The organism is Duganella sp. SG902 (assembly GCF_013376005.1).
Classification (GTDB): Bacteria; Pseudomonadota; Gammaproteobacteria; order Burkholderiales; family Burkholderiaceae_D; genus Rugamonas.
Map to the genome: position 1 here is coordinate 93509 of NZ_JABMJK010000009.1, position 26667 is coordinate 120175.

Genomic DNA, 26667 nt, shown 5'->3' on the forward strand with positions numbered 1-26667 from the left:
AGCATGGGTTCCGGCCTGCGCCGGAACGACAACGACTTAACTAAATTCGCCGACCTTGACGATCCGCAACGCGTTGGTGCCACCCATCTGGCCCATCGGCGAACCCCAGGTGACCACGATGGTGTCGCCCTTCTTCACCACGCCATTGGCCACCAGCAGTTGCTCGGCCTTCTTCAGCACGGCGGTGCTGCCGCCTTCCTGCGCCAGACTATAGCCCTTGACGTTGCGGTACAGCGCCACCTTGCGCAGCGTCGTGGTCGACGGCGTCAGCGCGAAAATCGGCGTATCGATGTTGTGGCGGCTCATCCACAGCGCGGTCGAGCCGGACTCGGTCAACGCCACGATCGCCTTCACGTCCAGGTGGTGCGCGGTGAACAGCGCGCCGTAGGCGATCGACTGGTCGATACGGGTGAAGGTCGCATTCACGAAGTCGGCGTCGAGCTTGTTGTACTCGGACTGCTCGGCTTCCACGCAAATGGCGGCCATCATTTCCACGGTTTCAATCGGGTAGCGGCCCGACGCGGTCTCGGCCGACGTCATCACGGCGTCGGTGCCGTCCAGCACGGCGTTGGCCACGTCCGACACCTCGGCGCGGGTCGGCACGGCGTTGAAGATCATCGACTCCATCATCTGGGTCGCGGTGATCGCCAGCTTGTTCGACTCGCGCGCCATGCGGATCATGCGCTTCTGCAGCGCCGGCACGGCGGCGTTGCCCACCTCCACCGCCAGGTCGCCACGCGCCACCATGATGCCGTCGGAGGCGTCGAGGATCTCCTGCAGCAGCGGGATCGCTTCGGCACGCTCGATCTTGGCGATCATCAGCGGCTTGTGGCCGAACGGCTCGCCGGCGATGTTGGCCAGCTGGCGCGCCATTTCCATGTCGGTCGCGCTTTTCGGGAACGAGATCGCCAGGTAATCGCACTGGAAACTCATTGCCGTCTTGATGTCTTCCATGTCCTTGGCGGTCAGCGCCGGCGCGGTCAGGCCGCCGCCCAGGCGGTTGATGCCCTTGTTGTTGGACAGTTCGCCGCCGATTTTCACGACGGTGTAAATCTCGCTGCCGATCACCTTCTCGACCACCAGCACGATCAGGCCGTCGTTCAGCAGCAGCTGGTCGTCCGGGCGCACGTCCTGCGGCAGCGCCTTGTAGTCCAGGCCCACGCGTTCCTGGTTGCCCAGTTCGCCGTTCTCGCCCCACTTGGCGTCGAGGATGAACTTGTCGCCCTTGGCCAGCTCGATCTTACCATTCTCGAATTTGCCGACGCGGATTTTCGGGCCCTGCATGTCGGCCATGATGGCCACTTCACGGCCGCACTCGGCGGCTGCCTCGCGCACCAGGCGAGCGCGGTCGATGTGATCCTGCGCCTTGCCGTGCGAGAAATTCAGGCGCACGACATCGACACCGGCCCGTATCATCTTGACGAGGACGTTGAAGTCGGTGGAGGCCGGGCCGATCGTTGCGACAATTTTGGTGCTACGAGACATAGTATTCCTTAGCGGTAGGTCATGCGAACAGTCCCCGCCTGTGGCGGGAACCAGGAAGCTGCGCTTTGTTGCGCGAAGGACATCAAATCTGTAGATTTGCTACATATTTGCCATCCTTCGCTGGCATTAACACGATTCTACTGTTAATTTGCTACAAAGCACGACCGTGCTATTTACTACCCTTTACTTCGCTGCGGCGCGCTGGGCCAGGATCTCGACCGCCGGCAGGGTTTTGCCCTCCAGGAACTCCAGGAAGGCGCCGCCGCCGGTGGAGATGTAACCGACCTGCTCGCTGATATCGTACTTGGCGATCGCGGCCAGGGTGTCGCCGCCGCCGGCGATCGAGAACGCCCTCGACTGGGCGATGGCCAGCGCCAGCGTCTTGGTGCCTTCGGCGAACTGGTCGAACTCGAACACGCCGACCGGGCCGTTCCACACGATGGTGCCGGCGGCGCCGATCTGGGCGGCCAGCTGGGCGGCGGTTTTCGGGCCGATATCGAGGATCATGTCGTCATCCGCCACGTCCTTGACGTCCTTGACGGTGGCGGCGGCGGTGGGCGAGAATTCCTTGGCGCACACCACGTCGACCGGAATCGGCACTTGCGCGCCGCGCTTGGCCATCTTGTCGATGATGATTTGTGCGGCGCCCACCAGATCCGGCTCGGCCAGCGATTTGCCGATCTTCAGGCCGGCGGCCAGCATGAAGGTGTTGGCGATGCCGCCGCCGACGATCAGGTTGTCCACCTTGTCGGCCAGCGATTCCAGGATCGACAGCTTGGTCGAGACCTTGGAGCCGGCCACGATGGCCAGCAGCGGACGGGCCGGGGCTCCCAGCGCCTTGCCCAGCGCGTCCAGCTCGGCGGCCAGCAGCGGGCCGGCGGCGGCCACCGGCGCGAACTTGGCGATGCCGTGGGTGGAGGCTTCCGCGCGGTGCGCGGTGCCGAAAGCGTCATTGACGTAGATGTCGCACAAAGTGGCCATTTTCTGCGCCAGTTCATCGCTGTTCTTCTTTTCGCCCTTGTTCACGCGGACGTTTTCCAGCAGCACCACCTGACCGGCCTGCAGGCCTTCCAGGCCGGCGCCGTCCACCCAGTTCTGCTTCAGCTCAACCGGCTGGCCCAGCAGCTCCGACAGGCGCTTGGCGACCGGCGCCAGGCTGTCCTCCGGCTTGAACTCGCCCTCGGTCGGGCGGCCCAGGTGGGACGTGACCATGACCTTGGCGCCAGCCGCCAGCGCCGCCTTAATGGCGGGAACGGAAGCGCGGATGCGCGTATCTTCGGTGATATTGCCGGCATCATCCTGCGGCACGTTCAAGTCGGCGCGGATGAAAACGCGCTTGCCTTGCAACGCGTTTTGATCGATGAGGTCTTGCAGACGGATGAAGTTCAGAACAGCGGACATGGCTACCCAAGGTCGAGTTGTAAGAAGAGCGCTATTTTACCGCAACCGCAACATGATTTATCTGTTATTAAGTTACATGAATCAGCCGTAATGCCGTGAAGAAAGCCATGCCGAACACAATGGTTTCCAGCATATTGCGTCGCAGCAAATAATAGATCGTGGCGACAATGCCGGACACCAGTTTCAGGTTGCTGGCGTCCAGCAGCGGCTGGCCATCGGCGGCCAGGATCAGGTCCGGCGCCACGATGGCCGCCAGCGCGCAGGCCGGCGCGTAGCGCAGCATTTCCTGCACCCGTTTCGGTATGGTGATGTGGTGGCCGACCAGCCAGAACGAGCTGCGCGTGCAGGCGGTCGCCAGCGCCAGCACCAGGATTACCAGCCAGATTTCCCAGTCAGCCACGCTTGCCTCTCCATTTTTCAGCGGTTTCCTCGATGAGCATGGCGGTCAGCATGCCGACCAGCACCGCGATCAGCAGGCCCAGCTTGTACGGCAGCCCGGCCGCCAGCACCGAGATGGCGCCGGCCACCAGCACCCCGCACAGCGCGGGGCGGCCCACCATCAGCGGGATCATCACGCAAATGATCGCCAGCGTGCCGGCGAAGCTCAGGCCCCACTCGGGCGGCACCGCGCTGCCGAGGAAGATGCCGGCGATCGAGCCGACCTGCCACGAGGCCCAGTTGGGGTACAACAAGCCCTTCAGATACGACAGTTTGCCGACCTGCGGCGCCTCGGACGGGTATTTCTGCAGGAACAGGGCCACCGTCATGTCGCCCGCCACGTAGCCCAACGTCAGGCGCTGGCGCCACGGCAAATGGGCGAAATGCGGCGCCAGCAGGGCGGAAAAGATCACAAACCGCAGGTTCACCACCAGGGCCGTGGCGAAAATCACCCAAATCGGCGCATCGGCCGCGATCAGCGGCAAGGCGGCCAGCTGCGCCGAGCCGGCGAACACCACCAGCGTCATGCCCAGCGCCTGCGGAATGGTCAGCCCGGACTTGACCATGGCGATGCCAACCACCAGCCCCCACGCGCCGATGCCGAACAGCGACGGCATGCCGGTTTTGACGCCCTCGCGCCAGGAGGGTTCGTGGTGCGCCGCGACGCAGGGAAGGTCGGCTGTGCTGCTCGATTGGGTCATGGATCGGTTGTGGCATTCCTGCCACATGGTGGGCTGGACCGGGGTTGTAGAGGCGCTATTTTACCGACGATTTTTGCTCGGTGCGCGAATCCGTTAAAATCGTGCTTTTCTCTCAGCCATCTGGAGCCACAAGAAATGACCACCCCCAACGCCGCCAACGCCGCCAACGCCGTAGAACTCGATGGCAAGGATTTGCCGGCCCACTGCCCCAACCCAGCCATGCCGCTGTGGTCGTCGCACCCGCGCGTATTCCTCGAATTCATCCACGGCGAAGCCAAATGCCCCTACTGCGGTACCGCCTACCGCCTGAAGCCGGGCACGGTCGTCGGCCACCACTAAGCCACCACTCACCAGCCAGCGCCCACCATGCCAGCCAAGAAAACGCACAACGGCAGCGCCGCCGAAACCGAAGCGGCCTTCTACGATGCCCTCAACCGTGCTGACCTGGAGGCGCTGATGGCCCTGTGGGCCGAGGACGACGAAATCGTCTGCGTGCACCCGGGCGGGCCGCGCCTGATCGGGCACGTGGCGATCCGCAACGCGTGGGCCGCCATCCTTGAGCATGGCGGGTTGCACATCTCGCCGTCGCAGCTGCACGAAACCCATACCTTGATGAGCTCGGTCCACACCGTGGTCGAGGGCGGCACGGCCGCCAGCGGCGAGCCGGCGCACCTGCTGGCCACCAACGTCTACGCGAAAACGCCGCGCGGCTGGCGCATCGTGCTGCACCATGTGTCGATCGCGCCCGGCCCGGCGCCGGTCGATACGCCGTCGCAAATCCTGCACTGATCGCTGTCGTGAAGTACACCGCACCGTTCTGGCTGCCCAGCGGCCATCTGCAAACCATTTATCCGGCCATCGCGATAGCCAAGCCGGCGGTGCGCTTCCGCCGCGAGCGCTGGGATACGCCCGATGGCGATTTCATCGACGTCGATTTTGTCGATGGCCAGCCGGACCGGCCATTCGTGGTGCTGTTCCACGGCCTGGAAGGCTCGTCCGACAGCCATTACGCGCGCGCGCTGATGGCGGACCTGCGGGCGCGCGGCTGGTCGGGCGCCGTGCCGCACTTCCGCGGCTGCTCCGGCGAGGCCAACCGCGCGCCGCGCTTCTACCACTCGGGCGACGCGGCGGAAATCGACTGGATCATCCGCCGCCTGCACGCCGGCCGCGCGCCCGGCGCCGGCAAGTTCTACGCCACCGGCGTCTCGCTGGGCGGCAACGCCCTGCTGCGCTGGCTGGGCGAATCGCAGCATCAGGCCGGGTTTGTCGACGCCGCCTGCGCGGTGTCGGCGCCGCTGGACCTGGCGCAGGGCGGCGTCTCACTGTCGAGCGGCTTCAACATGGTCTACACGCGCATGTTCCTGCAGACGCTGAAACCGAAATGCGTAGCCAAACTACAGCAATTCCCCGGCCTGTTCGACCTGGACGCCCTGCGCGCCGCGCGCGACCTGTATGCCTTCGACAACGTCGTCACCGCGCCGCTGCACGGCTACCGCGACACCGACGACTACTGGCACCGCGCCAGCGCCAAGCACGTGCTGAACGACATCACCGTGCCGACCCTGGTGCTGAACGCCAAAAACGACCCCTTCCTGCCGGGCCGCCATCTGCCGCAACGTGCGTCGTCGCGCGTGGTATTGGACTATCCTGAGCATGGCGGCCATGTCGGCTTCGCCGTCGGCGGGCCGCCGGGCCGCATCAACTGGCTGCCCAAGAAGCTGATCCACTTCCTCGAACAACATGGATGACATCGTCAAACAGGCACTGGCCAAATGGCCCAACGTGCCGCACTGCTACGGCTGGCTGGCGCTGGACGCGCGCGGCAACTGGCGCATGCGCGACGAGCGTGCCCAGCACTTCAACCTGCCCGGCGACAAGCTGACCAATGCGGCGCTGGTCGGCTTCATCAACCGCAACTACGCGGCGGACCAGCGCGGCTGCTGGTATTTCCAGAACGGGCCGCAACGGGTGTACGTGCAGCTGGAGGCAACGCCCTACATCGTGCGCACCGATCCGGCGGCCGGCTGGCTGCTGCACACCGGCGCGCCGCTGGGCGCGGTGGACGCGGTGCTGCTGACCGAGGCCGGCGCGCTGGTGCTGCGCAGCGGCGACATCGTCGCGCAACTGGACGACCGCGATTTCGCCCTCGTGCTGCCGCGCCTGCAAATGGATGGCGCGCCGGTGGCGGATGAAGTCCTGCTGGGATGGATGGAGGGGCGCGGCGACGGCGTGCTCAGCCTGGACGGCGTGCTGGTCGAGCGCATCGCCGCCGACCGGCTGGCGGCGCGCTACGGCTTTGTCAGCGTACCGTCGGCCCCGGCTGCATAGGGTCGGTCAGCTTGCGCACGCGGTCGAACGGGTTGGCGTACGGATTCTTACTGTTGTCCTCGACGCCGGACTTGAGCTCGGCCTTGAAGGCCGGGCGCGATTCCGCCATATCCTTCTTGCCCTTGTCGCCCATCTCCTCGCGGCGGCGGGCCTGCCATTCGCGCTCGCGCGCATCGATCAGCGACTGATCGTAGAACGAGGCGTCGGGCGCCTTGCGCGCCAGCGCCAGCTGATCCAGCGCCGACAAGGTGCCGCCCTGCAAGGCGTACGATTCCGCCAGCGCGATGTGCTGCAGCGCCAGCTTGCCCTGCTTGGAATACACGCGCGCCAGGATGTCGTAGATCTCGATATCGTCGCGGTACAGCTGCGCCTGATCACGCAGGTAGACGGCGGCCTCCTCCAGCTTGTCGGCCGCCAGCAGCGCCTCGCCGTACTGATGCGCGATGCCGCGCGACAGCGGAAACTTCTGGTGCGCCGCGTCCGCCTCCACCACGGCCTTGGCCAGCACCGTCTTGTTGTCCGGTTGCGCCAGCTTGATCTCGATCGAGGTGGCGGCAAAAATCGCTTCCGCCTTGCTGCGCGGCGAAGCGCCAAACACGCCGGTCGGCGGCGGCCGGTTGACCGTGGCTTGCGCCTGCTCCAGCCAGGTCTGCGCGGCGGCGGTGTCGCCCTGCTTCATGCTCAGGAACGCCATGCCGTACTGGCCGGCGGCCTTCTGCTGCCAGCTGTCCTGCAGGATTTGCGCCTGGAAGAACTGCCTGGTCTCGGCGTAGCCGCTGGAGGTCTGGTCCTGCAGCACGCGGGCGCGCGAGCGCACCAGATAAAAGTCCAGGCTGTCCACGCGCTGCTTGTACGGCTGCTCGCGGATGCGCGCCTGGATGTCGGCGATACGCTCGGTGGTGAGCGGGTGGGTCAGCAGCCAGGCCGGCACGAGGTCGCTGTAATTGCGGGTCGAGTTCTGCATCTGCTGGAAGAACGCCACCATGCCCGAGGTGTCAAAACCGGCCTCGCCCATGATCTGGAAACCGATGCGGTCGGCCTCGCGTTCAGCCTCGCGGCCGAAGTTCAACTGGCGCTGGATGGCCAGGCCCTGGCCGCCGAGGAACACGCCCATGGCCGCGTCGCCGCCCTGGCGCGACGCCAGCGCGGCCAGGATCATGGCCGCCAGCGGGATCAGCGCGTCCTGCTTCTGCTGGCCGATCGAGCGGGCGATGTGACGCTGCACCACGTGGCCGATCTCATGGCCCAGCACCGAGGCCAGTTCGGATTCATTCTGCGCCTGCAACAGCAACGCCGAGTGCACGGCGATGAAACCGCCCGGCAGCGCGAACGCGTTCAGCTGCGGATCGCGCACCACGAAGAAGAAGTAATCGTACTTGGCCTCGCCACGCGCGCCGGGGCGGGCGTCCACCAGCGCGTTGCCGAAGTTGTTCATGTATTCGAGGATGGGGCCGTCGTCGAGGTAATCGCGGTCGCGCCGGATATCGCGCATGATCTCCTCGCCCAGCTTGCGCTCCATCAGCGGCGACAAATCCTGGTTTTCCGTGCCGCCGAGCGCGGGCAGATTCGGGATCTTGGCGGGCGCGAGCGCGTTCTGCGCCATGGCCATCGGCATGGTCAGCAACAGGGCGGCGGCAACGGCGCGCATGCGGCCAGAGTAGGAGGAACGTTTTGCTTTCACGGTGATATGATACCCGCAACTGGGTTGCTAAAGCTTAGCGCCAGATTATGACTCATTTTACGCCGCCACCATGACCACCGAACACCTGACCCACTTCGACGCCACCGGACAAGCCCACATGGTGGACGTCGGCGCCAAGGCGGACACCCACCGCATCGCGCTGGCGACCGGCTCGATCCGCATGAAGCCCGAGACCCTGGCCATCATCCTGAGCGGCACCGCCAAGAAAGGCGACGTGCTGGGCATCGCCCGCATCGCCGCCATCATGGCCGCCAAGCGCACCAGCGACCTGATCCCGCTGTGCCACCCGCTGGCCCTGACGCGCGTGGCGGTCGAGTTTGAAACCGACGAAACCAATTCCAGCGTCCACTGCAAGGCGCAGGTAGAAACCTATGGCAAGACCGGCGTCGAAATGGAAGCCCTGACCGCCGTGCAAATCGGCCTGCTGACCATTTACGACATGTGCAAGGCGGTGGACCGCGGCATGGTGATGTCCAACATCCGCGTCACCGAAAAGCACGGTGGTAAAAGCGGCGATTGGAGCGTGACGAGCTAGGTAACTAATTCGGTCGGCGGCGATGTCGCCGTATTACCTGCCACCCGCTTTAGTCGACTTACGATTGTCTACAAACGTTTCCATCAGTTTAATCAACTTAGCCGTCTGAACGTCCTCAATATCAATAGCATCGAATCCCTTCTCTAGCATTTCATCAAACATCGCTGCATTAAAGTCCTCATAAGCCGCCCAGATCGCCTGTGGACCATCTTCACCGCCGATAATATTATCGATCCACTGGCGAACCACGCGCACAGCTCGCAATGAGTCATTGCCATGCACCCCGATGTCGGTCCCAGCAATATCGGACAGCGCCTTTTCCCAGAATCTATCCGCTCAGTTGCAATTCGCGGCTTTAAGCCGTGATAGATGATCGTAAATAGTATCGGGTGAAGGATTTTCTTGAAGTCACGGTCAAAGGGGCAATTAATGAACACATTGGTTTCAAAGGGCATGCTATTGCTTTCCCTTGACACTTGGATGCGGATCATTCGTTGCGTAAGAATCCTTACTCAATACCCGGCCATCTTTGCCGTGGATATATACGCCTGCGCTGGCATTCCTCGCCAATGTGCGGGCATGGCTGACAGCGAGTTCCTTGGATTGAAATACCTTACTCGCTTTTTCTGCCCCGGTACTTCGGACGGCCCAATTGCCGTCAGCACTGCGAACCACGCTGATCTTTTTTGGTGCTCATACGGTATCCTCGTCAGGCTGCGGAAGTACCAATTCTAGCAGCACGCGTGTCGCCACGATGGCAGCAAACGCAAGTCATGGTCGCGGCCGGGATGTACAACTCTGCCGAAACAGCTAACAAACGTTGTATGGATGACCGATTGGTAAGGTGTTGTATTGTCTGATTGTTACCCAAACTTGGCGGGTATATAATTAATGCGCAGGGACAATTTTTTCACGAGAAAGAGCTGAATGAGTAGCAACCCTCCGCCGAGCGAAGCCAAGACTCAGGAATATGAGTTCGAGCAAATGAACCTGCAGGTGGGCGGCAGGATTCAGTTCATTACCCATCGTACGATCAAACCCATCCAGCATTTCTCTACCCTGATCGGCTGGGTCAAGGATGAGTACATGATCGTCAAGGTGCCGTTCGAGAACGGCGCGCCGATCGCGCTCAACGAGGGCGACAAGCTGACCATCCGCGTGTTTTCCGGCGTGAACGTGTGCTCGTTCTCGTGCGTGGTGCAGCGCGTGTTCCCGCGGCCGCTGTTTTACGCCCACCTGAGTTTTCCGGTGTCGATCCAGGGCACCAGCCTGCGCGCGGCGATGCGGGTCAAGGTCGATATCCCGGCGCAGGTGACCACCGCCGCCGGCACCAGCACTTCCGTGTTCCTGGTCAATCTGAGCGTGTCGGGGGCGTTGATCGAGTCGCCCAAGCAGTTGTCCGATGGCGACGCCCAGGTGGCGCTGTCGTTTTACCTGATCGCCCAGCCCGGCAACCGCCAGGTGCGGGTCAATCCGAATGCGACGATACGCAATATCAATGTGGTTACGCCGGCCAGTGGCGACAAGCCGCTGGTGTTTACCTACGGCGTGCAGTTCATCGATCTCGATCCGATGCACTACACCATGCTGCAAAACCTGACCTACGAGGCGTTGATTGCCGACCGCCAGAAGATCGTTTGAGTAAACGAACAAGCCCGCCAACTGCCGTGATGCCGTTCAGTCAGGCCTGTCGTTCCGGCGCAGGCCGGAACCTATAGAACGCATGCATCGTATGAACGCATACTGTCCATGGATTCCGGCCTGCGCCGGAATGACGTATCGACCGCTAACTTAACCGCATCACGCCGGTTGGCGGGCTGCTTACATCAACTCAGATCATCAGTTGTTCTTGACCAGGGCGTCCTTGGCGGCCGTGTTGGTGACCGCGTCGGCATTTACGGTCCAGCGGACGTTGGTGGCGCCTGCCGCCACAGTCGGGGTGATGGTCACAACAGCGCCGTCCACGCCGCTACCCACACCGCTGGCAGCAAAGGTCATGGTGATCACGCCCGCCGCGACGTTGGCCGAGGCCACTTCCTTGGTCGGGGTGAACGCGGCCGGGATGCCGTTGGAACCCATGTTGCAATCGGTCAGCGTGCCGCCGGCTTCCTGGGCGCACAGCGCCACCGCGGTCTTCAGCGAATCCACCGCGCCCTGGGCGTTGGCGACTTTGGCCTTGACGGTGTAGTTGCTGTAGGCAGGAATCGCCACGGCGGCCAGGATGCCGATAATCGCGACCACGATCATCAGTTCGATCAGGGTAAAGCCGGCCTGTGCTTGTTGCTTCATCATTTTCATGGATTTCATTTTGCGACTCCTTAATTAAACACGTTGTTGGGTGCTACATCTCCCTTAGTGCAAGGGGTGTGCCAGCCGGTTTTTGCCTAAAATTTCAGCAAACCGGGCCAAAAAGTGCCGTTTTTTGTCAGCCGCCACCGCCACAATTTGTCATGCCACGCCCGACTGACAATTATTGTCAGGCGATGCGGAAGGCCAGCGTCGTGCCGCTGAGGTCGATGGCATCGCCATGACTGAGGCGCTCGGCCACGCCCGCGTCCAGCGCCACGCCGTTGAGCAGCGGCGCCACCCCGCCCTCGGTGTGGGTGATGGTGTAGAAGTCCGGATGACGGTGGATCACCACCACTTGCACGCCCGCCCGGCCCAGCGTGGTCCGCGGCTTGGTCAGCGCCACATGCTTGCCGGCGTTGTTGCCATTCAGGATAGAAATTTCAGCCAGCACCGGCTGCGCGGCGGCCAAGGGGCGGATGCCATCGGCCACAAAAGTCAGCTCGAACTTGGCCATCCTGATCACGTCCTGATGCTGCAGGAAATGCTTGCCGATGCGGTGGCCATTCACAAAGGTGCCGTTGGTGCTGTGCAGGTCTTCCAGGAAGGAATCGTCGAGGATGGTGACGATGGCCGCGTGCTCGCCGCTCACCGCCGGGTGCGCCAGGATGATGTCGTTGCGCGGATGACGGCCCAGCGTCATGCGCTCCTTGCTCAGTTGAATCTGCTGCTCGACCTGTCCATTGCGCGAGATGATGAGCTTGGCCAACCTGCACTCTCCATAAACGAAAAAAGGGAGCCCGCAGGCTCCCCTTTATTATTCCACAACCGAAATTACAGCATGGCTTTCAGCAGACGTGCCATTTCCGATGGGTTTTTGGTGGCTTTGATGCCGCACTCTTCCATGATGTCCAGCTTGGCTTGCGCGGTGTCGGCGCCGCCCGAGATCAGCGCGCCGGCGTGGCCCATGCGCTTGCCTGGAGGAGCGGTAACGCCGGCGATGAAGCCAACCACCGGTTTCTTCATGTTGTCCTTGACCCAACGCGCGGCGTTGGCTTCGTCCGGACCGCCGATCTCACCGATCATGATGACCGCGTCGGTATCTGGATCGTCGTTGAACATCTTCATCACGTCGATGTGCTTCAGGCCGTTGATCGGGTCGCCGCCGATGCCGACTGCCGACGATTGGCCCAGGCCCAGGGCGGTCAGCTGACCCACCGCTTCATAGGTCAGGGTGCCCGAACGCGACACCACGCCGATACGGCCTTTCTTGTGGATGTGGCCTGGCATGATACCGATCTTGATTTCGTCAGGGGTGATCAGGCCTGGGCAGTTAGGGCCCAGCAGCAGGGTCTTCGAACCGGCCTTGGCCATGCGATCCTTGATTTCCATCATGTCGCGGACCGGGATGCCTTCGGTGATGCAAATCGCCAGTTCCAGTTCAGCTTCCACAGCTTCCCAGATCGCGGCGGCCGCGCCTGCTGGTGGCACGTAGATCACCGACACGGTGGCGCCGGTTTCCGATGCGGCTTCCTTCACCGAACCGAAAATTGGAATGCCTTCGAAATCTTCGCCGGCTTTCTTCGGGTTCACGCCGGCGACGAAGGCGTTTTTGCCGTTCGCGTATTCGCGGCACATGCGGGTGTGGAACTGACCGGTTTTACCGGTGATACCCTGGGTGATGACTTTGGTGTCTTTGTTGATCAGAATAGACATATCGGTTCCTTAATTATTTACCAGCAGCAGCGGCAACAACGCTCTTCGCTGCGTCTTCCATCGTGTCGGCGGAGATGATCGGCAGGCCGGAGTCAGCCAGCATTTTCTTGCCCAGGTCTTCGTTGGTGCCCTTCATGCGGACCACCAGCGGTACTTGCAGCGAAACCGCTTTCGAGGCGGTGATCACGCCTTCGGCGATCACGTCGCAACGCATGATGCCGCCGAAGATGTTCACCAGGATGGCTTTCAGGCCTGGGTTCTTCAGCATGATCTTGAACGCTTCGGTCACTTTCTCAGCCGTGGCGCCACCGCCCACGTCCAGGAAGTTGGCTGGCTCGCCGCCGAACAGTTTGATGGTGTCCATGGTCGCCATGGCCAGGCCGGCGCCGTTCACCAGGCAGCCGATGTTGCCGTCCAGCGAGATGTAGGCCAGGTCGAATTTCGATGCTTCGACTTCGGCTGGATCTTCTTCGTCCAGGTCGCGGTAGGCAACGATTTCCGGGTGACGGAACAGGGCGTTGGCGTCGAAGTTGAACTTGGCGTCCAGGGCGATGACTTTGCCCGAACCGGTCAGGATCAGCGGGTTGATTTCGGCCAGCGAGGCGTCGGTTTCCCAGTAAGCCTGGTACAGGCCCTTCAGGTTGGTGACGGCGTCAGCGATCGAGCCTTCCGGTACGCCAATCTTGGCGGCGATGCCGGCGGCTTCCGCGTCGGTCAGGCCAACGGCTGGGTCGATAGCGATCGAGTGGATTTTTTCTGGGTGGGACTCAGCAACTTCTTCGATGTCCATGCCGCCTTCCGACGAGGCCATCAGCACAACGCGCTGGGTCACGCGGTCGGTCACCAGCGATACGTACAGTTCTTTCTTGATGTCCGCGCCTTCTTCGATCAGCAGGCGGCGTACTTTCTGGCCTTCCGGGCCGGTCTGGTGGGTCACCAGCTGCATGCCCATGATCTGGTCGGCGTATTCCTTGACTTGTTCCAGCGACTTGGCGACTTTCACGCCACCGCCTTTACCACGGCCACCGGCGTGGATCTGTGCTTTCACAACCCAGACTGGGCCGCCCAAGGTTTCAGCAGCTTTGACTGCCTCTTCTACGGTCATGCACGGAATACCGCGCGGTACCGTCACTCCGAATTTTCGGAGGATTTCTTTGCCTTGATACTCATGGATTTTCATGCTGGCTTCCCTTCTGATGCTGATGTGTAGTAAATCGGTTGAATGATTAAGCAGATGATGTTGCTACGCGCTACCCGGTGCTGCTTTGTCCACCCAGCGCGGGTAAAACTGAGCCGCTGCGCCGCGTTGGGGGCACAGAGCGAGGAATGTGGGGTGCTTGATGCAGAGGGGGCCGCCAATATCCCGCGCGCCATCCTTGCTGGGGACAGCACTTGCGCGCGTGAGCCGCGGCGCACGTCGGATAACTGGAGTTAACAAAGACATAAGATCGATACCGCTCTCGCGGCATTTATATTAGTTAGCAGCCTGGCGCATTTCTCTTATTAAAAACGCACGTTGCCGCAGCTTCTACGGACAACCACCGCACCCGCGGTGCTGCAAAAACTCGTAGAGTGTAGCACACCCGCAAGCTTAGGGAAATTACTCGTCGAGCTCAGCGCCTTTGATGACTTTCTGCACAACACGTTGCGAAAAGCCACGCTGCAGCAGAAAGCGGATCTGTTTATTGCGCTCCTGGGGATCGTTGGCGACCACGCCAAATTTGCGCTGCCAGATCTCCAGTGCGCGCTCGAGTTCGGTATCGGCCAGATGGGATTTGAGGTCCTGCAGCGCTTCACCGTTGACGCCGTGGCTTTGCAGCTCGGCCACGATGCGGCTGTTGCCGTAGCGCGCGGCACGGCGGTGGATGAGGGATTCGGAAAAGCGTTCTTGCGACAGCCAGTTGTTTTTTTCCAGCAGGTCGAGCAGGGCGTCGACGTCGTCGCCCTCCTCGGCATATTTGGCCAGCTTGCGGCCCAGTTCCAGACGGCTGTGCTCACGCAGGGACAGAAAGCGCAGCGCGCGGGCCTTCAGGCTGAGTGGTGATGCAGGCATAAATCCTCCGCGGCGCGTCGCCCCGGCGCAGGCCGGGGTCCATGGAACGCTTGCTCAGCATGGATCCCGGCCTGCGCCGGGATGACGTGGGCAGCGCCAATGACGTTAGGCGGCGTCGGCTTCAGGCTTGGCCGGCTTGAGCTTGACCACGGTGTTGTCGGTGGCCAGTGGCGGCAGCGCGCGCACGCCCAGCGATTCGCGCACCTTGTTTTCGATTTCCCACGCCAGCTCCGGGCGCTCTTGCAGGAACAGACGGGCGTTGTCCTTGCCCTGGCCGACGCGCTCGCCGTTGTAGCTGTACCACGAACCCGACTTCTCGACGATTTTGGCTTCCACGCCCAGGTCCAGGATCTCGCCTTCGCGCGAGGTGCCGGCGCCGTACAGGATGTCGAAGTGCGCTTCCTTGAACGGTGGCGCGATCTTGTTCTTCACCACCTTGACCTTGGTCTCGTTGCCGATCACCTCGTCGCCGGACTTGATCGAGCCGGTGCGGCGGATGTCCAGACGCACGGAGGCGTAGAACTTCAGCGCGTTGCCGCCGGTGGTGGTTTCCGGCGAGCCGAACATCACGCCGATCTTCATGCGGATCTGGTTGATGAAGATGACCAGGGTGTTGGTGCGGTTGATGGAGCCGGTCAGCTTGCGCAGCGCTTGCGACATCAGGCGCGCCTGCAGGCCTGGCAGGGCGTCGCCCATGTCGCCTTCGATTTCCGCGCGCGGAGTCAGCGCCGCCACCGAGTCGACCACCACCAGGTCCACCGAGCCGGAACGCACCAGCGCGTCGCAGATTTCCAGCGCCTGCTCGCCGGTGTCCGGCTGCGAGATCAGCAGCTCGTGCAGGTTGACGCCCAGCTTTTGCGCGTAACCCACGTCCAGCGCGTGTTCGGCGTCGATGAAGGCGCAGGTGCCGCCCAGTTTCTGCATTTCCGCGATGGTTTGCAGGGTCAGCGTGGTTTTACCCGACGATTCCGGGCCGTAGATTTCCACCACGCGGCCGCGCGGCAGGCCGCCGACGCCCAGCGCCACGTCCAGGCCCAGCGATCCGGTCGACACGACCTGCACTTCTTCGATAGGGGCACTGGCGTCCATGCGCATGACGGAACCTTTGCCGAATTGCTTTTCGATCTGGGCCAGCGCCGCAGCCAGCGCCTTGGCTTTTTCAGATGCAGGTACTACGCCTTTTTTCTCGTCCATAATGTGCTTTCCGCCAGTGGGGTTGTTCGATACAGGTAGCACTGTATAAAAAAACAGTGCTTAATGCAAGCGGGTTTTTGTATTTCTTTGAGATTGCACAAAAACTCGCCAAAATAGTGGCTCGTGTAGCCGGAGTGTTTTTCAATGCGTATTTTACTTGCCGAAGACGATAGCGTCCTGGCCGACGGGCTGACCCGCTCCCTGCGCCAGTCCGGCTATGCCATCGACTGCGTAAGAAACGGGCAGGAGGCCGATACCGCCCTCTCGACCCAGGAATTCGACCTGCTGATCCTCGACCTCGGCCTGCCCAAGCTGTCCGGACTGGAAGTGCTGCGCCGCCTGCGCGCGCGCGGCTCGCTGCTGCCGGTGCTGATCCTGACCGCCGCCGATTCGATCGAGCAGCGCGTCAACGGCCTCGACCTCGGCGCCGACGATTACATGGCCAAGCCCTTCGCCCTGTCCGAGCTGGAGGCGCGCGTGCGCGCCCTGACCCGGCGCGGCGCCGGCGGCGGCGCCACCGTCATCAAGCATGGCCCGCTGAGCTACGACCAGGTCGGCCGCAGCGCCTACATCAACGAGCAGATGCTGGACTTGTCGGCGCGCGAGCTGGGCCTGCTGGAAATCCTGCTGGCGCGCACCGGCCGCCTGGTGTCCAAGGAGCAGCTGGTCGACCACCTGTGCGAATGGGGCGAGGAGGTCAGCAACAACGCCATCGAGGTGTATGTGCACCGGCTGCGCAAGAAGATCGAGGTGGGCGGCGTGCGCATCGCCACCGTGCGCGGCCTCGGCTACTGCCTGGAGAAATTCAATGAGGCCGCCGCGCGCGCCAGTGCCGAGGCCGGGGACAGCCACAAGTGAACCCCGCGCAGGAAGCCGCCGAGCTCGAGTACCAACCGCCGCCGCCCGAGGCGGACGAAGATATCCAACACTCCCTGTTCGGTGAAATCCTGGACTGGATGCTGGCGCCGCTGCTGCTGCTGTGGCCGATGAGCATCGCCATCACCTACCTGGTCGCCAAGTCGATCGCCAACCAGCCGTTCGACCACGCGCTGGAGGACAGCGTGACCGTGCTGGCGCAGCAGGTGCGCTCGGTGGACGGCAAGATCATCAAGAGCCTGTCCGGTTCGGCGCGCGACATCCTGCGCGCCGACGACATCGACAATGTCTACTTCCAGATCCAGGGCCCGCGCGGCGAGCACATCGACGGCGACCGCGACATGCCGCAACCGGTGCTGGACGACGAGGACAAGAGCAGCGCCGGCGGCGTGCGCTTCCGCAACGACACCATGCACGGCACGCCGGTGCGCATCGCCTTCGCCTACGTGCAGCTGGAGCGCCACGACGGCCACGCGCCGCAGCTGGCGCTGGTGCAGGTGGCGGAAACCCTGGAAAAGCGCGCCCAGCTGGCCAACGCCATCATCAAGGGCGTGATCCTGCCGCAGTTCATCGTGCTGCCGGTGGTGCTGGCCCTGGTGTGGTTCGCGCTGGCGCGCGGGCTGTCGCCGCTGGCGCAGCTGCAGGAACGCATCCGCGCGCGCAGCCCGGAGGACCTGAGCCCGATCGCCTCCAACCAGGTGCCGGAGGAAATCACGCCGCTGGTGCGCTCGCTCAACGAGATGCTGTCGCGGCTGTCGCAGACCATCGACATGCAGAAGCGCTTCATCGCCGACGCCGCGCACCAGATGCGCACCCCGCTGGCCGGCATGCGCATGCAGTCCGAGCTGGCGCTGCGCCAGACCGACAAGCAGGAAATCCATCGCTCGCTGGAACAGCTGGCCAAGAGTTCGGAGGCGGCCACACGCCTGGTCAACCAGTTGCTGGCCCTGGCGCGCGCCGAGAACCAGCAGCCGTCCGGCAGCGCCATGCAGCCGCTGGACCTGGGCGAGCTGGCGCGCAACGTGGTGCAGGACTGGGTGCAGGCCTCGTTCTCGCACCGCATCGACCTGGGGTTCGAGGCGCCGCGCGAGCCGCTGACCATCACCGGCAATCCCACCATGTTGCGCGAATTGCTGTCCAACCTGATCGACAACGCGCTGCGCTACACGCCGGCCGGCGGCAGCGTCACCGTGCGCGTGCGCTGCGACGAGCTGGAGCACGCCTACCTGGAGGTGGAGGACACCGGCCCCGGCATCGCGCCGGCCGAGCGCGAGCGCGTGTTCGAGCGTTTCTACCGCATCCTCGGCAATACCGCCGAGGGCAGCGGCCTGGGCCTGGCCATCGTGCGCGAGATCGCGCAGCAGCACGGCGCCGAGGTCGACATCTACAGCAACCCGCGCGCCACCCAGCCCAAGCTGCCGGGCGCGCTGTTCCGCCTGACCTTCCCGCTGCCGCCGGCGCCGCCGGAGCCGGAGGAGGAGGCACCGCACTATGGATAAACCCAACCAGCCCGCCAGCGCCGGCACGCCCGGCGACATGCCACGCCAGCCGCGCCTGTCGCGCGCCGCGCACTGGCGGCGCGCGCGGCGCCTGACCGCGCTGCTGTTGTCGCTGTGGCTGCTCACCGGCTTTTGCGCCGCCTTCTTCGCGCGCGAGCTGGCCGGCCTGAGCGTGTTCGGCTGGCCGCTGTCGTTCTACCTGGCGGCGCAGGGCGCCTCGCTGGTCTACCTGGCCATCCTCGGCTGCTACGCCTGGCGCATGCGCAAGCTCGACAAGGACGCCGCGTGAAGCCGGCCCGCACCTACTTCCAGCGCCTGCGCTATTACTACAGCCTGTTCACGGCCGGCTTTGGCGGCTTCCTGATCGCGCTGGCCGCGCTGGAACAGGAGGGCATGCCGCGGGTGTGGATCGGCTACCTGTTCATGTTCGCCACCATCGTGCTGTACGCCCTGATCGGCGTCATCAGCCGCACCTCCAACGTGCTGGAATACTACGTGGCCGGACGGCGCGTGCCGGCCATGTTCAACGGCATGGCCACCGCCGCCGACTGGATCTCGGCCGCCAGCTTCATCAGCCTGGCCGGCGGGCTGTATCTGCACGGCTTCGACGGCCTGGCCTACATCATGGGCTGGACCGGCGGCTACTGCCTGGTGGCGCTGCTGATCGCGCCCTACCTGCGCAAGTTCGCCCAGTACACCATCCCCGACTTCCTGGCCGAGCGCTACGGCGGCGCCGAGCAGGCCGGGCACGGCGGCCGCGCGGTGCGCATCCTGGCCGTGATCGCCACCATCATGGTCTCGTTCACCTACGTGGTGGCGCAGATCTACGCGGTGGGCCTGATCGCCTCGCGCTTCACCGGCGTCGATTTCTCGGTCGGCATCTTCCTCGGCCTGGCCAGCATCCTGGTGTGCTCCTTCCTGGGCGGCATGCGCGCCATCACCTGGACCCAGGTGGCGCAGTACATCATCATCCTGGTGGCCTTCCTGATCCCGGCCATGTGGCTGTCGGCCAAGCATTCCGACAATCCGATCCCGCAGGTGGCCTACGGCAAGCTGCTGCCCAAGCTGAGCGCGCGCGAGCACGTGCTGCAGGAGGATCCGAAGGAGGCCGAGGTGCGCGCCATCTACCGCCAGCGCGCCGCCGACTACGAGGCCCGCCTCAGGTCGCTGCCATCGTCGTGGGAGGCCGGCCGCATCGAGGTCCAGCGCAAGCTCGACAGCGTGAAGGCGCGCAACGCCTCGCTGCTGGAGATCCGCGGCGCCGAGCGCGAGCTGGTGGCCTATCCGAAGAACGCCGAGGAGGCCGAACGCATGTGGGCCGAGGCGCGCGAGCAGAACCTGCTGCACGCCGAGCCCATCACCCCGCACGCCACGCCCTACCCCGGCGACCCGGCCAGCTCCGACATCAAGCGCAACAACTTCCTGGCGCTGGTGTTCTGCCTGATGCTGGGCACGGCCGCGCTGCCGCACATCCTGATGCGCTCCTACACCACGCCGTCGGTGCACGAGACGCGGGTGTCGGTGTTCTGGACCCTGTTCTTCATCCTGCTGATCTACCTGACCATCCCGGCGCTGGCGGTGCTGGTCAAGTACGACATCTACAGCTCGCTGGTCGGCATCGACTACGCCCACCTGCCCAACTGGGTGTCGTACTGGACCAACGTCGACAAGCTCAATCCGCTGTTCAGCATCAACGACGTCAACCGCGACGGCGTGGTGCAGCTGGCCGAGATCAGCATCGACGCCGACGTGCTGGTGCTGGCCACGCCCGAGATCGCCGGCCTGCCCTACGTGATTTCCGGGCTGGTGGCGGCCGGCGGGCTGGCGGCCGCGCTGTCCACCGCCGACGGCCTGCTGCTGGCCATCTCCAACGCGCTGTCGCACGACGTCTACTACAAGCTGGTCGACCGCGGCGCCTCGACCCAGAAGCGCGTGACCATCTCCAAGCTGCTGTTGCTGGCGGTGGCCTTCATCGCCGCCTACGCCGCCTCGACCAAGCCGGGCGACATCCTGTCGCTGGTGGGCGCGGCCTTCTCGCTGGCCGGCTCGACGCTGTTCCCGGCGCTGGTGCTGGGCGTGTTCTGGAAGCGCGCCAACCACCAGGGCGCGATCGCCGGCATGACGGTCGGCTTTTTAGTATGCATTTACTACATGCTGCACACCAACCCGGTGCTGGGCGGCAGCGCGGCCCACCAGTGGTTCCACATCGCCCCCATCTCGGCCGGCATCTTTGGCGTGCCGGCGGGCTTGCTGACGATTATCGGCGTCAGTTTGCTGACGCGCGCGCCGGGGCCGCAAAGCGCCGCGCTGGTCGATTACATCCGCGCGCCGGAGCAACAATAGAATACAAAGCCATACAAACCCAAGTGGCGGATTTGATAACTTGGTGCTATTGTGCTTGAGTTACCAATTTCATAAGCAAGGCCATGCGTTTCCCTTCCTTCCTGCGCGCCGCCGCCCTGGCCGGCGCCATCCTGTGCGGCCATGCGCCGGCCGCCGAACCGGCCAAGCCGCCGCCCGCGCTGGCCGACTTCTTCAACAACCCCGACTTCAGCGACGCCGAACTCTCGCCCAGCGGCAAATACCTGGCCGTGCGCGTGGGCGGCAAGAACAAGCGCGACATGCTGGGCGTGGTGGAGCTGGCCAGCAACGCGGTCAAGGTGGTCGGCAATTTCTCCGACGCCGACATCGGCAACTTCGCCTGGGTGAACGACAACCGGCTGGTGTTCACCGCCACCGACCGCGACCTGGCGCAGGGCGACATGCGCTACGCGCCGGGCCTGTACGCTATCAACCGCGACGGCAGCGGCTTCCGCCAGCTGGCCATGCGCAACGGCAAGCCCTTCATCACCAACGGCAGCAGCAGCACCAGCCGCGAGCTGCTGCCCTGGCACACCTACCTGCTGGACGACGACGGCGCCCAGGACTCGGACTACATCTACGTGCAGGACCGCGACATCAGCTACCCCGGCCAGCTCAACCACGTCGACCTGCTGCGCCTGAACACCGTGACCGGGCGCACCGCCGCCACCGTCAAGCGCCCCGGCGACAGCCACTACTGGCTGCTCGACTACCAGGGCGAGCCGCGCCTGACCATCACGGTCGACAAGGGCACCAGCAGCATGTACTACCTCGACCCGGCCACCAAGGAGTGGCGCAAGCTGGGCGAATACGACAGCTACACCGGCAAGGGTGGACGGTTCCGCCCGCTGGCCTTCGGCCCCGACGGCACGCTGTACGTGACCTCGAACAACAAGGGCAACTTCTCGGCGGTCTACACCTACGACCTGGCCACCGGCAAGCTGGGCGACAAGCCGCTGGTCAAGCTGGATGGCTACGACTTTCGCGGCCGCCTCATCATGAACAAGGACAAGCTGGTCGGCGTGCGCCACCTGACCGACGCCTGGAGCACCACCTGGCTCGACCCGGCCATGAAGGCGATGCAGGACAAGATAGACGCCATGCTGCCCAACACCATGAACCTGCTGACCCTGCCCAAGCGGCCGGAGTCGCCCTGGGTGCTGGTGACCGCCTACGCCGACATCTGGCCGCGGCGCGTGATGCTGTACAACAGCGAGACCGGGAAGCTGACGCTGGTCGGCTCCGCCCACCCGGCCATCGATCCCAGCCAGATGGCGCGCCAGACCCTGGTCCACTACCAGGCGCGCGACGGCCTGGACATCCCGGCCTGGCTGACCGTGCCGCAGGGCGGGCGCAAGAACCTGCCGATGGTGGTGCTGGTGCATGGCGGCCCGTTCGTGCGCGGCGACAGCTGGGAATGGTCGGCGGACGCGCAATTCCTGGCCTCGCGCGGCTACGTGGTGCTGCAGCCGGAGTATCGCGGCAGCACCGGCTTCGGCCTCAAGCACTTCGTCGCCGGCTGGAAGCAGTGGGGCCTCAAGATGCAGGACGACATCGCCGACGGCACGCGCTGGGCCATCGCCCAGGGCTACGCCGACCCCAAGCGCATCTGCATCGCCGGCGCCAGCTACGGCGGCTACGCCACGCTGATGGGCCTGATCAACGACCCCGACCTGTACCAGTGCGGCGTCGAATGGGCCGGCGTCACCGACATCAACCTGATGTACGACGGCACCTGGAACTTCGCCTCCGACCTGCCGGACGGCTACAAGCAATACGGCATGCCGCAGCTGGTGGGCGACCAGGTCAAGGACGCCGAGCAATTGAAAGCCACCTCGCCGCTGCTGCAGGCGGCCCGCATCAAGCAACCGCTGCTGCTGGCCTACGGCACCGCCGACCTGCGCGTGCCGCTGCCGCACGGCACCAAGTTCTACAAGGCGGTCAAGCAGACCAATCCCAACGTCGAGTGGATCGAGTACGAGGAGGAGGGCCATGGCTGGAAGCTGCCGAAGAACCGCATCGACTTCTGGGGCCGGGTGGAGAAATTCCTCGATAAAAACATCGGAGCCGGCGCGCAATGAGATTCCCCCTCCCCCTGGCCGCCGGCCTGCTGCTGGCGGCCTGCCTGGCGCCGCTGGCGGCGCACGCCGCCGAGCCGCCGCCGGCCAGCGCCTTCTTTGAAAACAGCCGCTTCGGCAGCCCCAAGCTCTCGCCCAGCGGCCGCTACCTGGCCACCCGCGTCTCCATGCCCGGCCAGCGCGACCGCCTGTCGGTGATCAACCTGGCCGACATGAGCGTGAAGGTGGCCGCCACCTTTGGCGACGCCGACATCGCCTACTTCGAATGGGTCAACGACAACCGGCTGGTGTTCAACAGCACCGACCGCCGCGTCAGTTACAGCGACGACCGCCTGGCGCCCGGCCTGTTTGCCGTCAACCGCGACGGCAGTGGCTTCCGCCAGCTGACGCGCACCAGTTACCGCGAGGGCGACCAGGCCGACACCGGCAGCCTGCTGAAGGACCGCATGTTGGACTGGAATCACGTCCTGCTGGGCCAGCCGGGACGGCAGGACAGCGACGAGGTCTACATCATCCGCGATCAATACAACGCCAGCTACACCGAGATCACCAACCACGTGCTGCTGCGCCTGAACACGGTGACCGGCCGCACGGTTGCCGTCAACAGTCCGGGCCGCGCCAGCAACTGGCTGCTCGACCAGCAGGGCGAGCCGCGCCTGGCCATCAACGATCTCGGCAAGCGCCACGAAGTCTACCTGCGCGAAGGCGACACCTGGAACAAGCTGCTGGACAGCGAGGCTTACGGCAGCGCCAGCTTCCACCCGGTCGGCTTCGGTCCGGACGGCGCGCTGTACGTGGCGGCCCGCCGCAACAGCGACAAGACCGCGCTGTACCGCTACGACGTGGCCAGGCAGCAGACCGCCGCCGAACCGCTGGTCGGCATGGACGATTACGACTTCCTGCCGGACATGGACGGCGCCGACGAGGACAGCCTGGTCGTGCGCGACAACAAGCTGATCGGGGTGCGCTACAGCGCCGACGTGCAGGGCGTGGCCTGGCTGGATGCCCGGTCCAAGGCCTTGCAGGAGAAGGTCGACCAGCTGCTGCCCGGCCTGGTCAACCTGATTACCCTGCCGCGCCGGCCGGAAGTGCCTTGGGTGCTGGTCACCAGCTACTCCGACGTGCAGCCGCTGGTCTACCTGCTGTACAACACCGACAGCGGCAAGCTGGCCAAGATCGGCGGCAATCATGACGCCATCCGTCCCGAGCAGATGGGCCGGCAGGAACTGGTGCGCTACAAGGCGCGCGACGGCCTGAGCGTCCCGGCGCTGATCACCTACCCGCGCGGCGCGGCGAAGCAGAACCTGCCGCTGGTGGTGCTGGTGCACGGCGGCCCATATGTGCACGGCAGCGACTGGGGTTGGAATCCCGACGCCCAGTTCCTGGCCTCGCGCGGCTACATGGTGATGGAGCCGGCCTACCGCGGCAGCACCGGCTACGGCTGGCGCCATTTCCATAGCGGCTGGAAGCAATGGGGCCTGAAGATGCAGGACGACATCGCCGACGGCGCGCGCTGGGCCATCGCCCAAGGCCTCGCCGACGGCAAGCGCGTGTGCATCGCCGGCGCCAGCTACGGCGGCTACGCCACGCTGATGGGGCTGGTGAACGACCCCGATCTGTACAAGTGCGGGGTCAACTGGGCCGGCGTCACCGACATCAAGCTGATGTACACCGGCGCGTGGAGCGCCACCTCCGACCTCAGCGACCGTTGGAAGGCGCTGGGCATGCCGTTGATGGTGGGCGACCTGCAGAAGGACGCCGCCCAGCTGGAAGCCACCTCGCCGCTGGCGCAGGCGTCCCGCATCAGGCAGCCCCTGCTGATGGCCTACGGCGGCGACGACCACCGCGTGCCGCTGTACCACGGCGAGAAATTCCTGGCCGCCGTCAAGGCCGTCAATCCGAATGTGGAGTGGATCGTGTACGACAAGGAGGGCCACGGCTGGCGCCTGCCAGAGAACCGCATCGATTTCTGGACCCGCGTCGAGAAATTCCTCGGCAAGCAGATTGGAGCCGCACGTTGATCATTTCCCGCAAGCTACTGGCGGCCCTGCTGCTGGCGGCCGCCCACGCCCACGCCGCGCCGCCGCCGGTTGCCGCCTTCTTCAATAACTCCGCCTTCAACGGCGCCATGCTGTCGCCGGACGGCCGTTACCTGGCCGCCTTCATCGGCGGCAGCGACAAGCGCGACGGCCTGGCCGTGGTCGAGCTGGAGACGTTGAAAGCGACCATGGTGGCGCAGTTTTCCGACACCGACATCGGCCAGGCCCAATGGGTCAACAACGAACGCCTGATGTTCAGCACCATGGACAAGGCCAAAGGCCGGCGCGACCAGCGCTACGCGCCCGGCCTGTACGTGGTCGACCGCGACGGCAAGCATTACCGCCAGCTGGCGCTGCGCCGCGACGAATTCCTGCGCAGCAGCGACGACAACCGCGAGCTGCTGCCGTGGCACACCTATATGCTGGACCAGCCCGGCGCCCAGGACAGCGATTACGTGTACGTCACCGACGCCGGCTTCAGCGGCGGCGGCGCGCTTGAATCGGAAGACTTGCTGCGCCTGAACACCCGCAACGGCAGCTCCAGCCCGGTCGACCATCCGGGCACCGCGCGCAGTTGGCTGCTGGATCAGAACGGCGAGCCGCGCCTGCTGCAAACGCTGGACAAGAATGTCGCCAGCCTGCGCTACCTCGACCCGGCCACCCGCCAATGGCGCACCCTGCTGACCTACGATGGCTACACCGGCGAGGGCGGCGACTTCCATCCGCTGGCCTTCGGTCCGGACGGCGCGCTGTACGTGGTCAGCAGCGAAGGCCGCGACAAGAGCGCGCTGTTCCGCTACGACCTGAAGAACAACAAGCTGGCGCCCCGGCACCTGGTGGAGCTGGACGGCTTCGACTTCCGTGGCGAGCTCATCATCAGCAAGCAGCGCCTGCTGGGCGTGCGCATCCATGCCGACGCCGAGGGCACGGCGTGGTTCGACCCCGGCATGAAGGCGCTGCAGGCCCAGATCGACGCCCGCCTGCCCGGCCTGATCAACCTGATCACGCCGCCGGTGCGGCCGGAAACCGCCTGGGTGCTGGTGGAATCGTACTCCGACCGCCAGCCGCGCCGCTTCCTGATCTACAACACCGAGAGCAAGCGCCTGAGCGAAGTGGGGCGCATGGCGCCGCAGATCCAGGCCGCCGACATGGGGCCGCGCGAGCTGGTCTACTACAAGGCGCGCGACGGCCGCCAGATCCCGGCATGGCTGACGCTGCCGCCGGCGGGCGCGCAGAAGAACCTGCCGATGGTGGTGCTGGTGCACGGCGGCCCGTGGGTGCGCGGCGGCAGCTGGCACTGGGATGCCGAGGCCGAGTTCCTGGCCTCGCGCGGCTACGCCGTGCTGGAGCCGGAATTCCGCGGCAGCACCGGCTACGGCCAGGACCATTTCCACGCGGGCTGGAAGCAATGGGGCCTGGCCATGCAGGACGACATCGCCGACGGCACGCGCTGGGCCGTGGCGCAGGGCTACGCCGACGGCAAGCGCGTGTGCATCGCCGGCGCCAGCTACGGCGGCTACGCCACCCTGATGGGGCTGATCAAGGACCCGGACCTGTACCGCTGCGGCGTGGAATGGGTGGGCGTCACCGACATCAACCTGATGTACGACGGCGGCTGGTTCTACAGCTCCGACCTGTCGAGCGGCTGGAAGCAGTACGGCATGCCGCACCTGATCGGCGACCCGGTCAAGGACGCGGCGCAGCTGCAAGCCACCTCGCCGCTGGCGCAGGCGGCCCGCCTCAAGCAGCCGCTGCTGATGGCCTACGGCGGCGCCGACGTGCGCGTGCCGATCAACCACGGCCTCAAGTTCCGCGACGCCGTCGTCAAGGCCGGCAACCAGAACGTCGAATGGGTCGAATACAACGAGGAGGGCCATGGCTGGTCGCTGCCGCACAACCGCATCGACTTCTGGGGCCGGGTGGAGCGCTTCCTCGACAAGAATATCGGCAAGCCCTGAAGTTCGCGCTATAGTGA

General features: G+C 64.7%; 26 protein-coding genes. 13 read left to right on the forward strand and 13 right to left on the reverse strand.

The window, feature by feature from the left end:
- Window positions 1-36: 36 nt before the first annotated feature.
- The 4 genes from pyk to FHW83_RS19290 all read right to left on the reverse strand — a co-directional run bounded on the left by pyk (window position 37) and on the right by FHW83_RS19290 (window position 4025).
- Window positions 37-1485: a pyruvate kinase gene (pyk, locus tag FHW83_RS19275; RefSeq protein WP_176647968.1), complete on the reverse strand. Its 1449-nt coding sequence runs from the start codon at window positions 1483-1485 to the stop codon at window positions 37-39.
- Between the two features lie 183 nt (window positions 1486-1668).
- Entirely contained in the window at window positions 1669-2886 is a 1218-nt protein-coding gene (locus FHW83_RS19280) for a phosphoglycerate kinase (RefSeq protein WP_304506229.1), read from the reverse strand.
- Window positions 2887-2953: 67 nt separating this feature from the next.
- Window positions 2954-3286: an AzlD domain-containing protein gene (locus FHW83_RS19285; protein WP_176647969.1), complete on the reverse strand. Its 333-nt coding sequence runs from the start codon at window positions 3284-3286 to the stop codon at window positions 2954-2956.
- Window positions 3279-4025 carry an AzlC family ABC transporter permease gene (locus tag FHW83_RS19290; protein WP_176647970.1) on the reverse strand — a complete coding sequence of 249 codons (747 nt, stop codon included), beginning with the start codon at window positions 4023-4025 and terminating at the stop codon, window positions 3279-3281. Before FHW83_RS19290 ends, FHW83_RS19285 begins: the two co-directional genes overlap by 8 nt.
- Before the next feature lie 135 nt (window positions 4026-4160).
- Here FHW83_RS19290 and FHW83_RS19295 point away from each other — a divergent pair, with 135 nt between their 5' ends.
- The 4 genes from FHW83_RS19295 to FHW83_RS19310 are packed head-to-tail and all read left to right on the forward strand — an operon-like array spanning window position 4161 to window position 6353.
- Window positions 4161-4364 carry a zinc-finger domain-containing protein gene (locus tag FHW83_RS19295; protein ID WP_176647971.1) on the forward strand — a complete coding sequence of 68 codons (204 nt, stop codon included), beginning with the start codon at window positions 4161-4163 and terminating at the stop codon, window positions 4362-4364.
- 27 nt (window positions 4365-4391) lie between these two features.
- Window positions 4392-4814, forward strand: a complete 423-nt coding sequence (locus FHW83_RS19300; RefSeq protein WP_176647972.1) for a nuclear transport factor 2 family protein — start codon at window positions 4392-4394, stop codon at window positions 4812-4814.
- Between the two features lie 8 nt (window positions 4815-4822).
- Window positions 4823-5773, forward strand: a complete 951-nt coding sequence (locus FHW83_RS19305; protein WP_176647973.1) for an alpha/beta fold hydrolase — start codon at window positions 4823-4825, stop codon at window positions 5771-5773.
- The gene (locus FHW83_RS19310) at window positions 5766-6353 is read left to right on the forward strand and encodes a DUF2946 family protein (RefSeq protein WP_176647974.1); all 588 of its coding nucleotides are present in this window, start codon (window positions 5766-5768) and stop codon (window positions 6351-6353) included. The genes FHW83_RS19305 and FHW83_RS19310 overlap by 8 nt, the downstream gene beginning before the upstream one ends.
- Here the strand turns inward: FHW83_RS19310 and FHW83_RS19315 are convergent.
- Window positions 6325-8001, reverse strand: coding sequence for a M48 family metalloprotease (locus FHW83_RS19315; RefSeq protein ID WP_176648140.1), 1677 nt, complete (start codon window positions 7999-8001; stop codon window positions 6325-6327). The genes FHW83_RS19310 and FHW83_RS19315 overlap by 29 nt on opposite strands.
- A 103-nt stretch (window positions 8002-8104) precedes the next feature.
- Here FHW83_RS19315 and moaC point away from each other — a divergent pair, with 103 nt between their 5' ends.
- Window positions 8105-8590 (forward strand): cyclic pyranopterin monophosphate synthase MoaC, encoded by a 486-nt coding sequence (moaC, locus tag FHW83_RS19320; RefSeq protein ID WP_176647975.1) that lies wholly within the window; start codon window positions 8105-8107, stop codon window positions 8588-8590.
- A 33-nt stretch (window positions 8591-8623) separates the two neighbouring features.
- Here the strand turns inward: moaC and FHW83_RS19325 are convergent, their stop codons facing one another.
- The gene (locus FHW83_RS19325) at window positions 8624-8872 is read right to left on the reverse strand and encodes a hypothetical protein (protein ID WP_176647976.1); all 249 of its coding nucleotides are present in this window, start codon (window positions 8870-8872) and stop codon (window positions 8624-8626) included.
- A gap of 174 nt (window positions 8873-9046) precedes the next feature.
- Window positions 9047-9265, reverse strand: coding sequence for a DUF2188 domain-containing protein (locus FHW83_RS31370; protein WP_176647977.1), 219 nt, complete (start codon window positions 9263-9265; stop codon window positions 9047-9049).
- A 252-nt stretch (window positions 9266-9517) separates the two neighbouring features.
- On the opposite strand from FHW83_RS31370, the gene FHW83_RS19335 reads away from it, so the two are divergent.
- The gene (locus tag FHW83_RS19335) at window positions 9518-10231 is read left to right on the forward strand and encodes a flagellar brake protein (RefSeq protein ID WP_176647978.1); all 714 of its coding nucleotides are present in this window, start codon (window positions 9518-9520) and stop codon (window positions 10229-10231) included.
- Window positions 10232-10429: 198 nt separating this feature from the next.
- Here FHW83_RS19335 and FHW83_RS19340 read toward each other — a convergent pair whose 3' ends face one another.
- The 6 genes from FHW83_RS19340 to recA all read right to left on the reverse strand — a co-directional run bounded on the left by FHW83_RS19340 (window position 10430) and on the right by recA (window position 15839).
- Complete coding sequence (locus FHW83_RS19340) at window positions 10430-10897, reverse strand: pilin (RefSeq protein ID WP_218106355.1); 468 nt, start codon at window positions 10895-10897, stop codon at window positions 10430-10432.
- A gap of 169 nt (window positions 10898-11066) precedes the next feature.
- A complete protein-coding gene (locus tag FHW83_RS19345) occupies window positions 11067-11645 on the reverse strand; it encodes an FHA domain-containing protein (protein WP_176647979.1) in 579 nt (192 codons plus the stop codon).
- A 65-nt stretch (window positions 11646-11710) separates the two neighbouring features.
- Complete coding sequence (gene sucD, locus FHW83_RS19350; protein WP_176647980.1) at window positions 11711-12592, reverse strand: succinate--CoA ligase subunit alpha; 882 nt, start codon at window positions 12590-12592, stop codon at window positions 11711-11713.
- Between the two features lie 13 nt (window positions 12593-12605).
- The gene (gene sucC, locus FHW83_RS19355) at window positions 12606-13772 is read right to left on the reverse strand and encodes an ADP-forming succinate--CoA ligase subunit beta (RefSeq protein WP_176647981.1); all 1167 of its coding nucleotides are present in this window, start codon (window positions 13770-13772) and stop codon (window positions 12606-12608) included.
- Window positions 13773-14192: 420 nt separating this feature from the next.
- A complete protein-coding gene (recX, locus tag FHW83_RS19360; RefSeq protein ID WP_176647982.1) occupies window positions 14193-14645 on the reverse strand; it encodes a recombination regulator RecX in 453 nt (150 codons plus the stop codon).
- A 105-nt stretch (window positions 14646-14750) separates the two neighbouring features.
- Entirely contained in the window at window positions 14751-15839 is a 1089-nt protein-coding gene (recA, locus tag FHW83_RS19365; protein WP_176647983.1) for a recombinase RecA, read from the reverse strand.
- Window positions 15840-15983: 144 nt separating this feature from the next.
- Between recA and FHW83_RS19370 the strand changes: the two genes are divergently transcribed.
- From FHW83_RS19370 to FHW83_RS19400, 7 genes are all read left to right on the forward strand, one after another.
- A complete protein-coding gene (locus tag FHW83_RS19370; RefSeq protein ID WP_176647984.1) occupies window positions 15984-16697 on the forward strand; it encodes a response regulator transcription factor in 714 nt (237 codons plus the stop codon).
- Entirely contained in the window at window positions 16694-18214 is a 1521-nt protein-coding gene (locus tag FHW83_RS19375) for a sensor histidine kinase (RefSeq protein ID WP_176647985.1), read from the forward strand. The genes FHW83_RS19370 and FHW83_RS19375 overlap by 4 nt, the downstream gene beginning before the upstream one ends.
- A gap of 37 nt (window positions 18215-18251) precedes the next feature.
- Window positions 18252-18503: a DUF4212 domain-containing protein gene (locus FHW83_RS19380; protein WP_229224275.1), complete on the forward strand. Its 252-nt coding sequence runs from the start codon at window positions 18252-18254 to the stop codon at window positions 18501-18503.
- Entirely contained in the window at window positions 18500-20557 is a 2058-nt protein-coding gene (locus tag FHW83_RS19385; protein WP_176647987.1) for a sodium:solute symporter family protein, read from the forward strand. The genes FHW83_RS19380 and FHW83_RS19385 overlap by 4 nt, the downstream gene beginning before the upstream one ends.
- 83 nt (window positions 20558-20640) lie before the next feature.
- Entirely contained in the window at window positions 20641-22656 is a 2016-nt protein-coding gene (locus FHW83_RS19390; protein ID WP_176647988.1) for a S9 family peptidase, read from the forward strand.
- The gene (locus FHW83_RS19395; RefSeq protein ID WP_176647989.1) at window positions 22653-24674 is read left to right on the forward strand and encodes a S9 family peptidase; all 2022 of its coding nucleotides are present in this window, start codon (window positions 22653-22655) and stop codon (window positions 24672-24674) included. Before FHW83_RS19390 ends, FHW83_RS19395 begins: the two co-directional genes overlap by 4 nt.
- Complete coding sequence (locus FHW83_RS19400) at window positions 24671-26650, forward strand: S9 family peptidase (RefSeq protein ID WP_229224266.1); 1980 nt, start codon at window positions 24671-24673, stop codon at window positions 26648-26650. The genes FHW83_RS19395 and FHW83_RS19400 overlap by 4 nt, the downstream gene beginning before the upstream one ends.
- Window positions 26651-26667 lie beyond the last annotated feature (17 nt).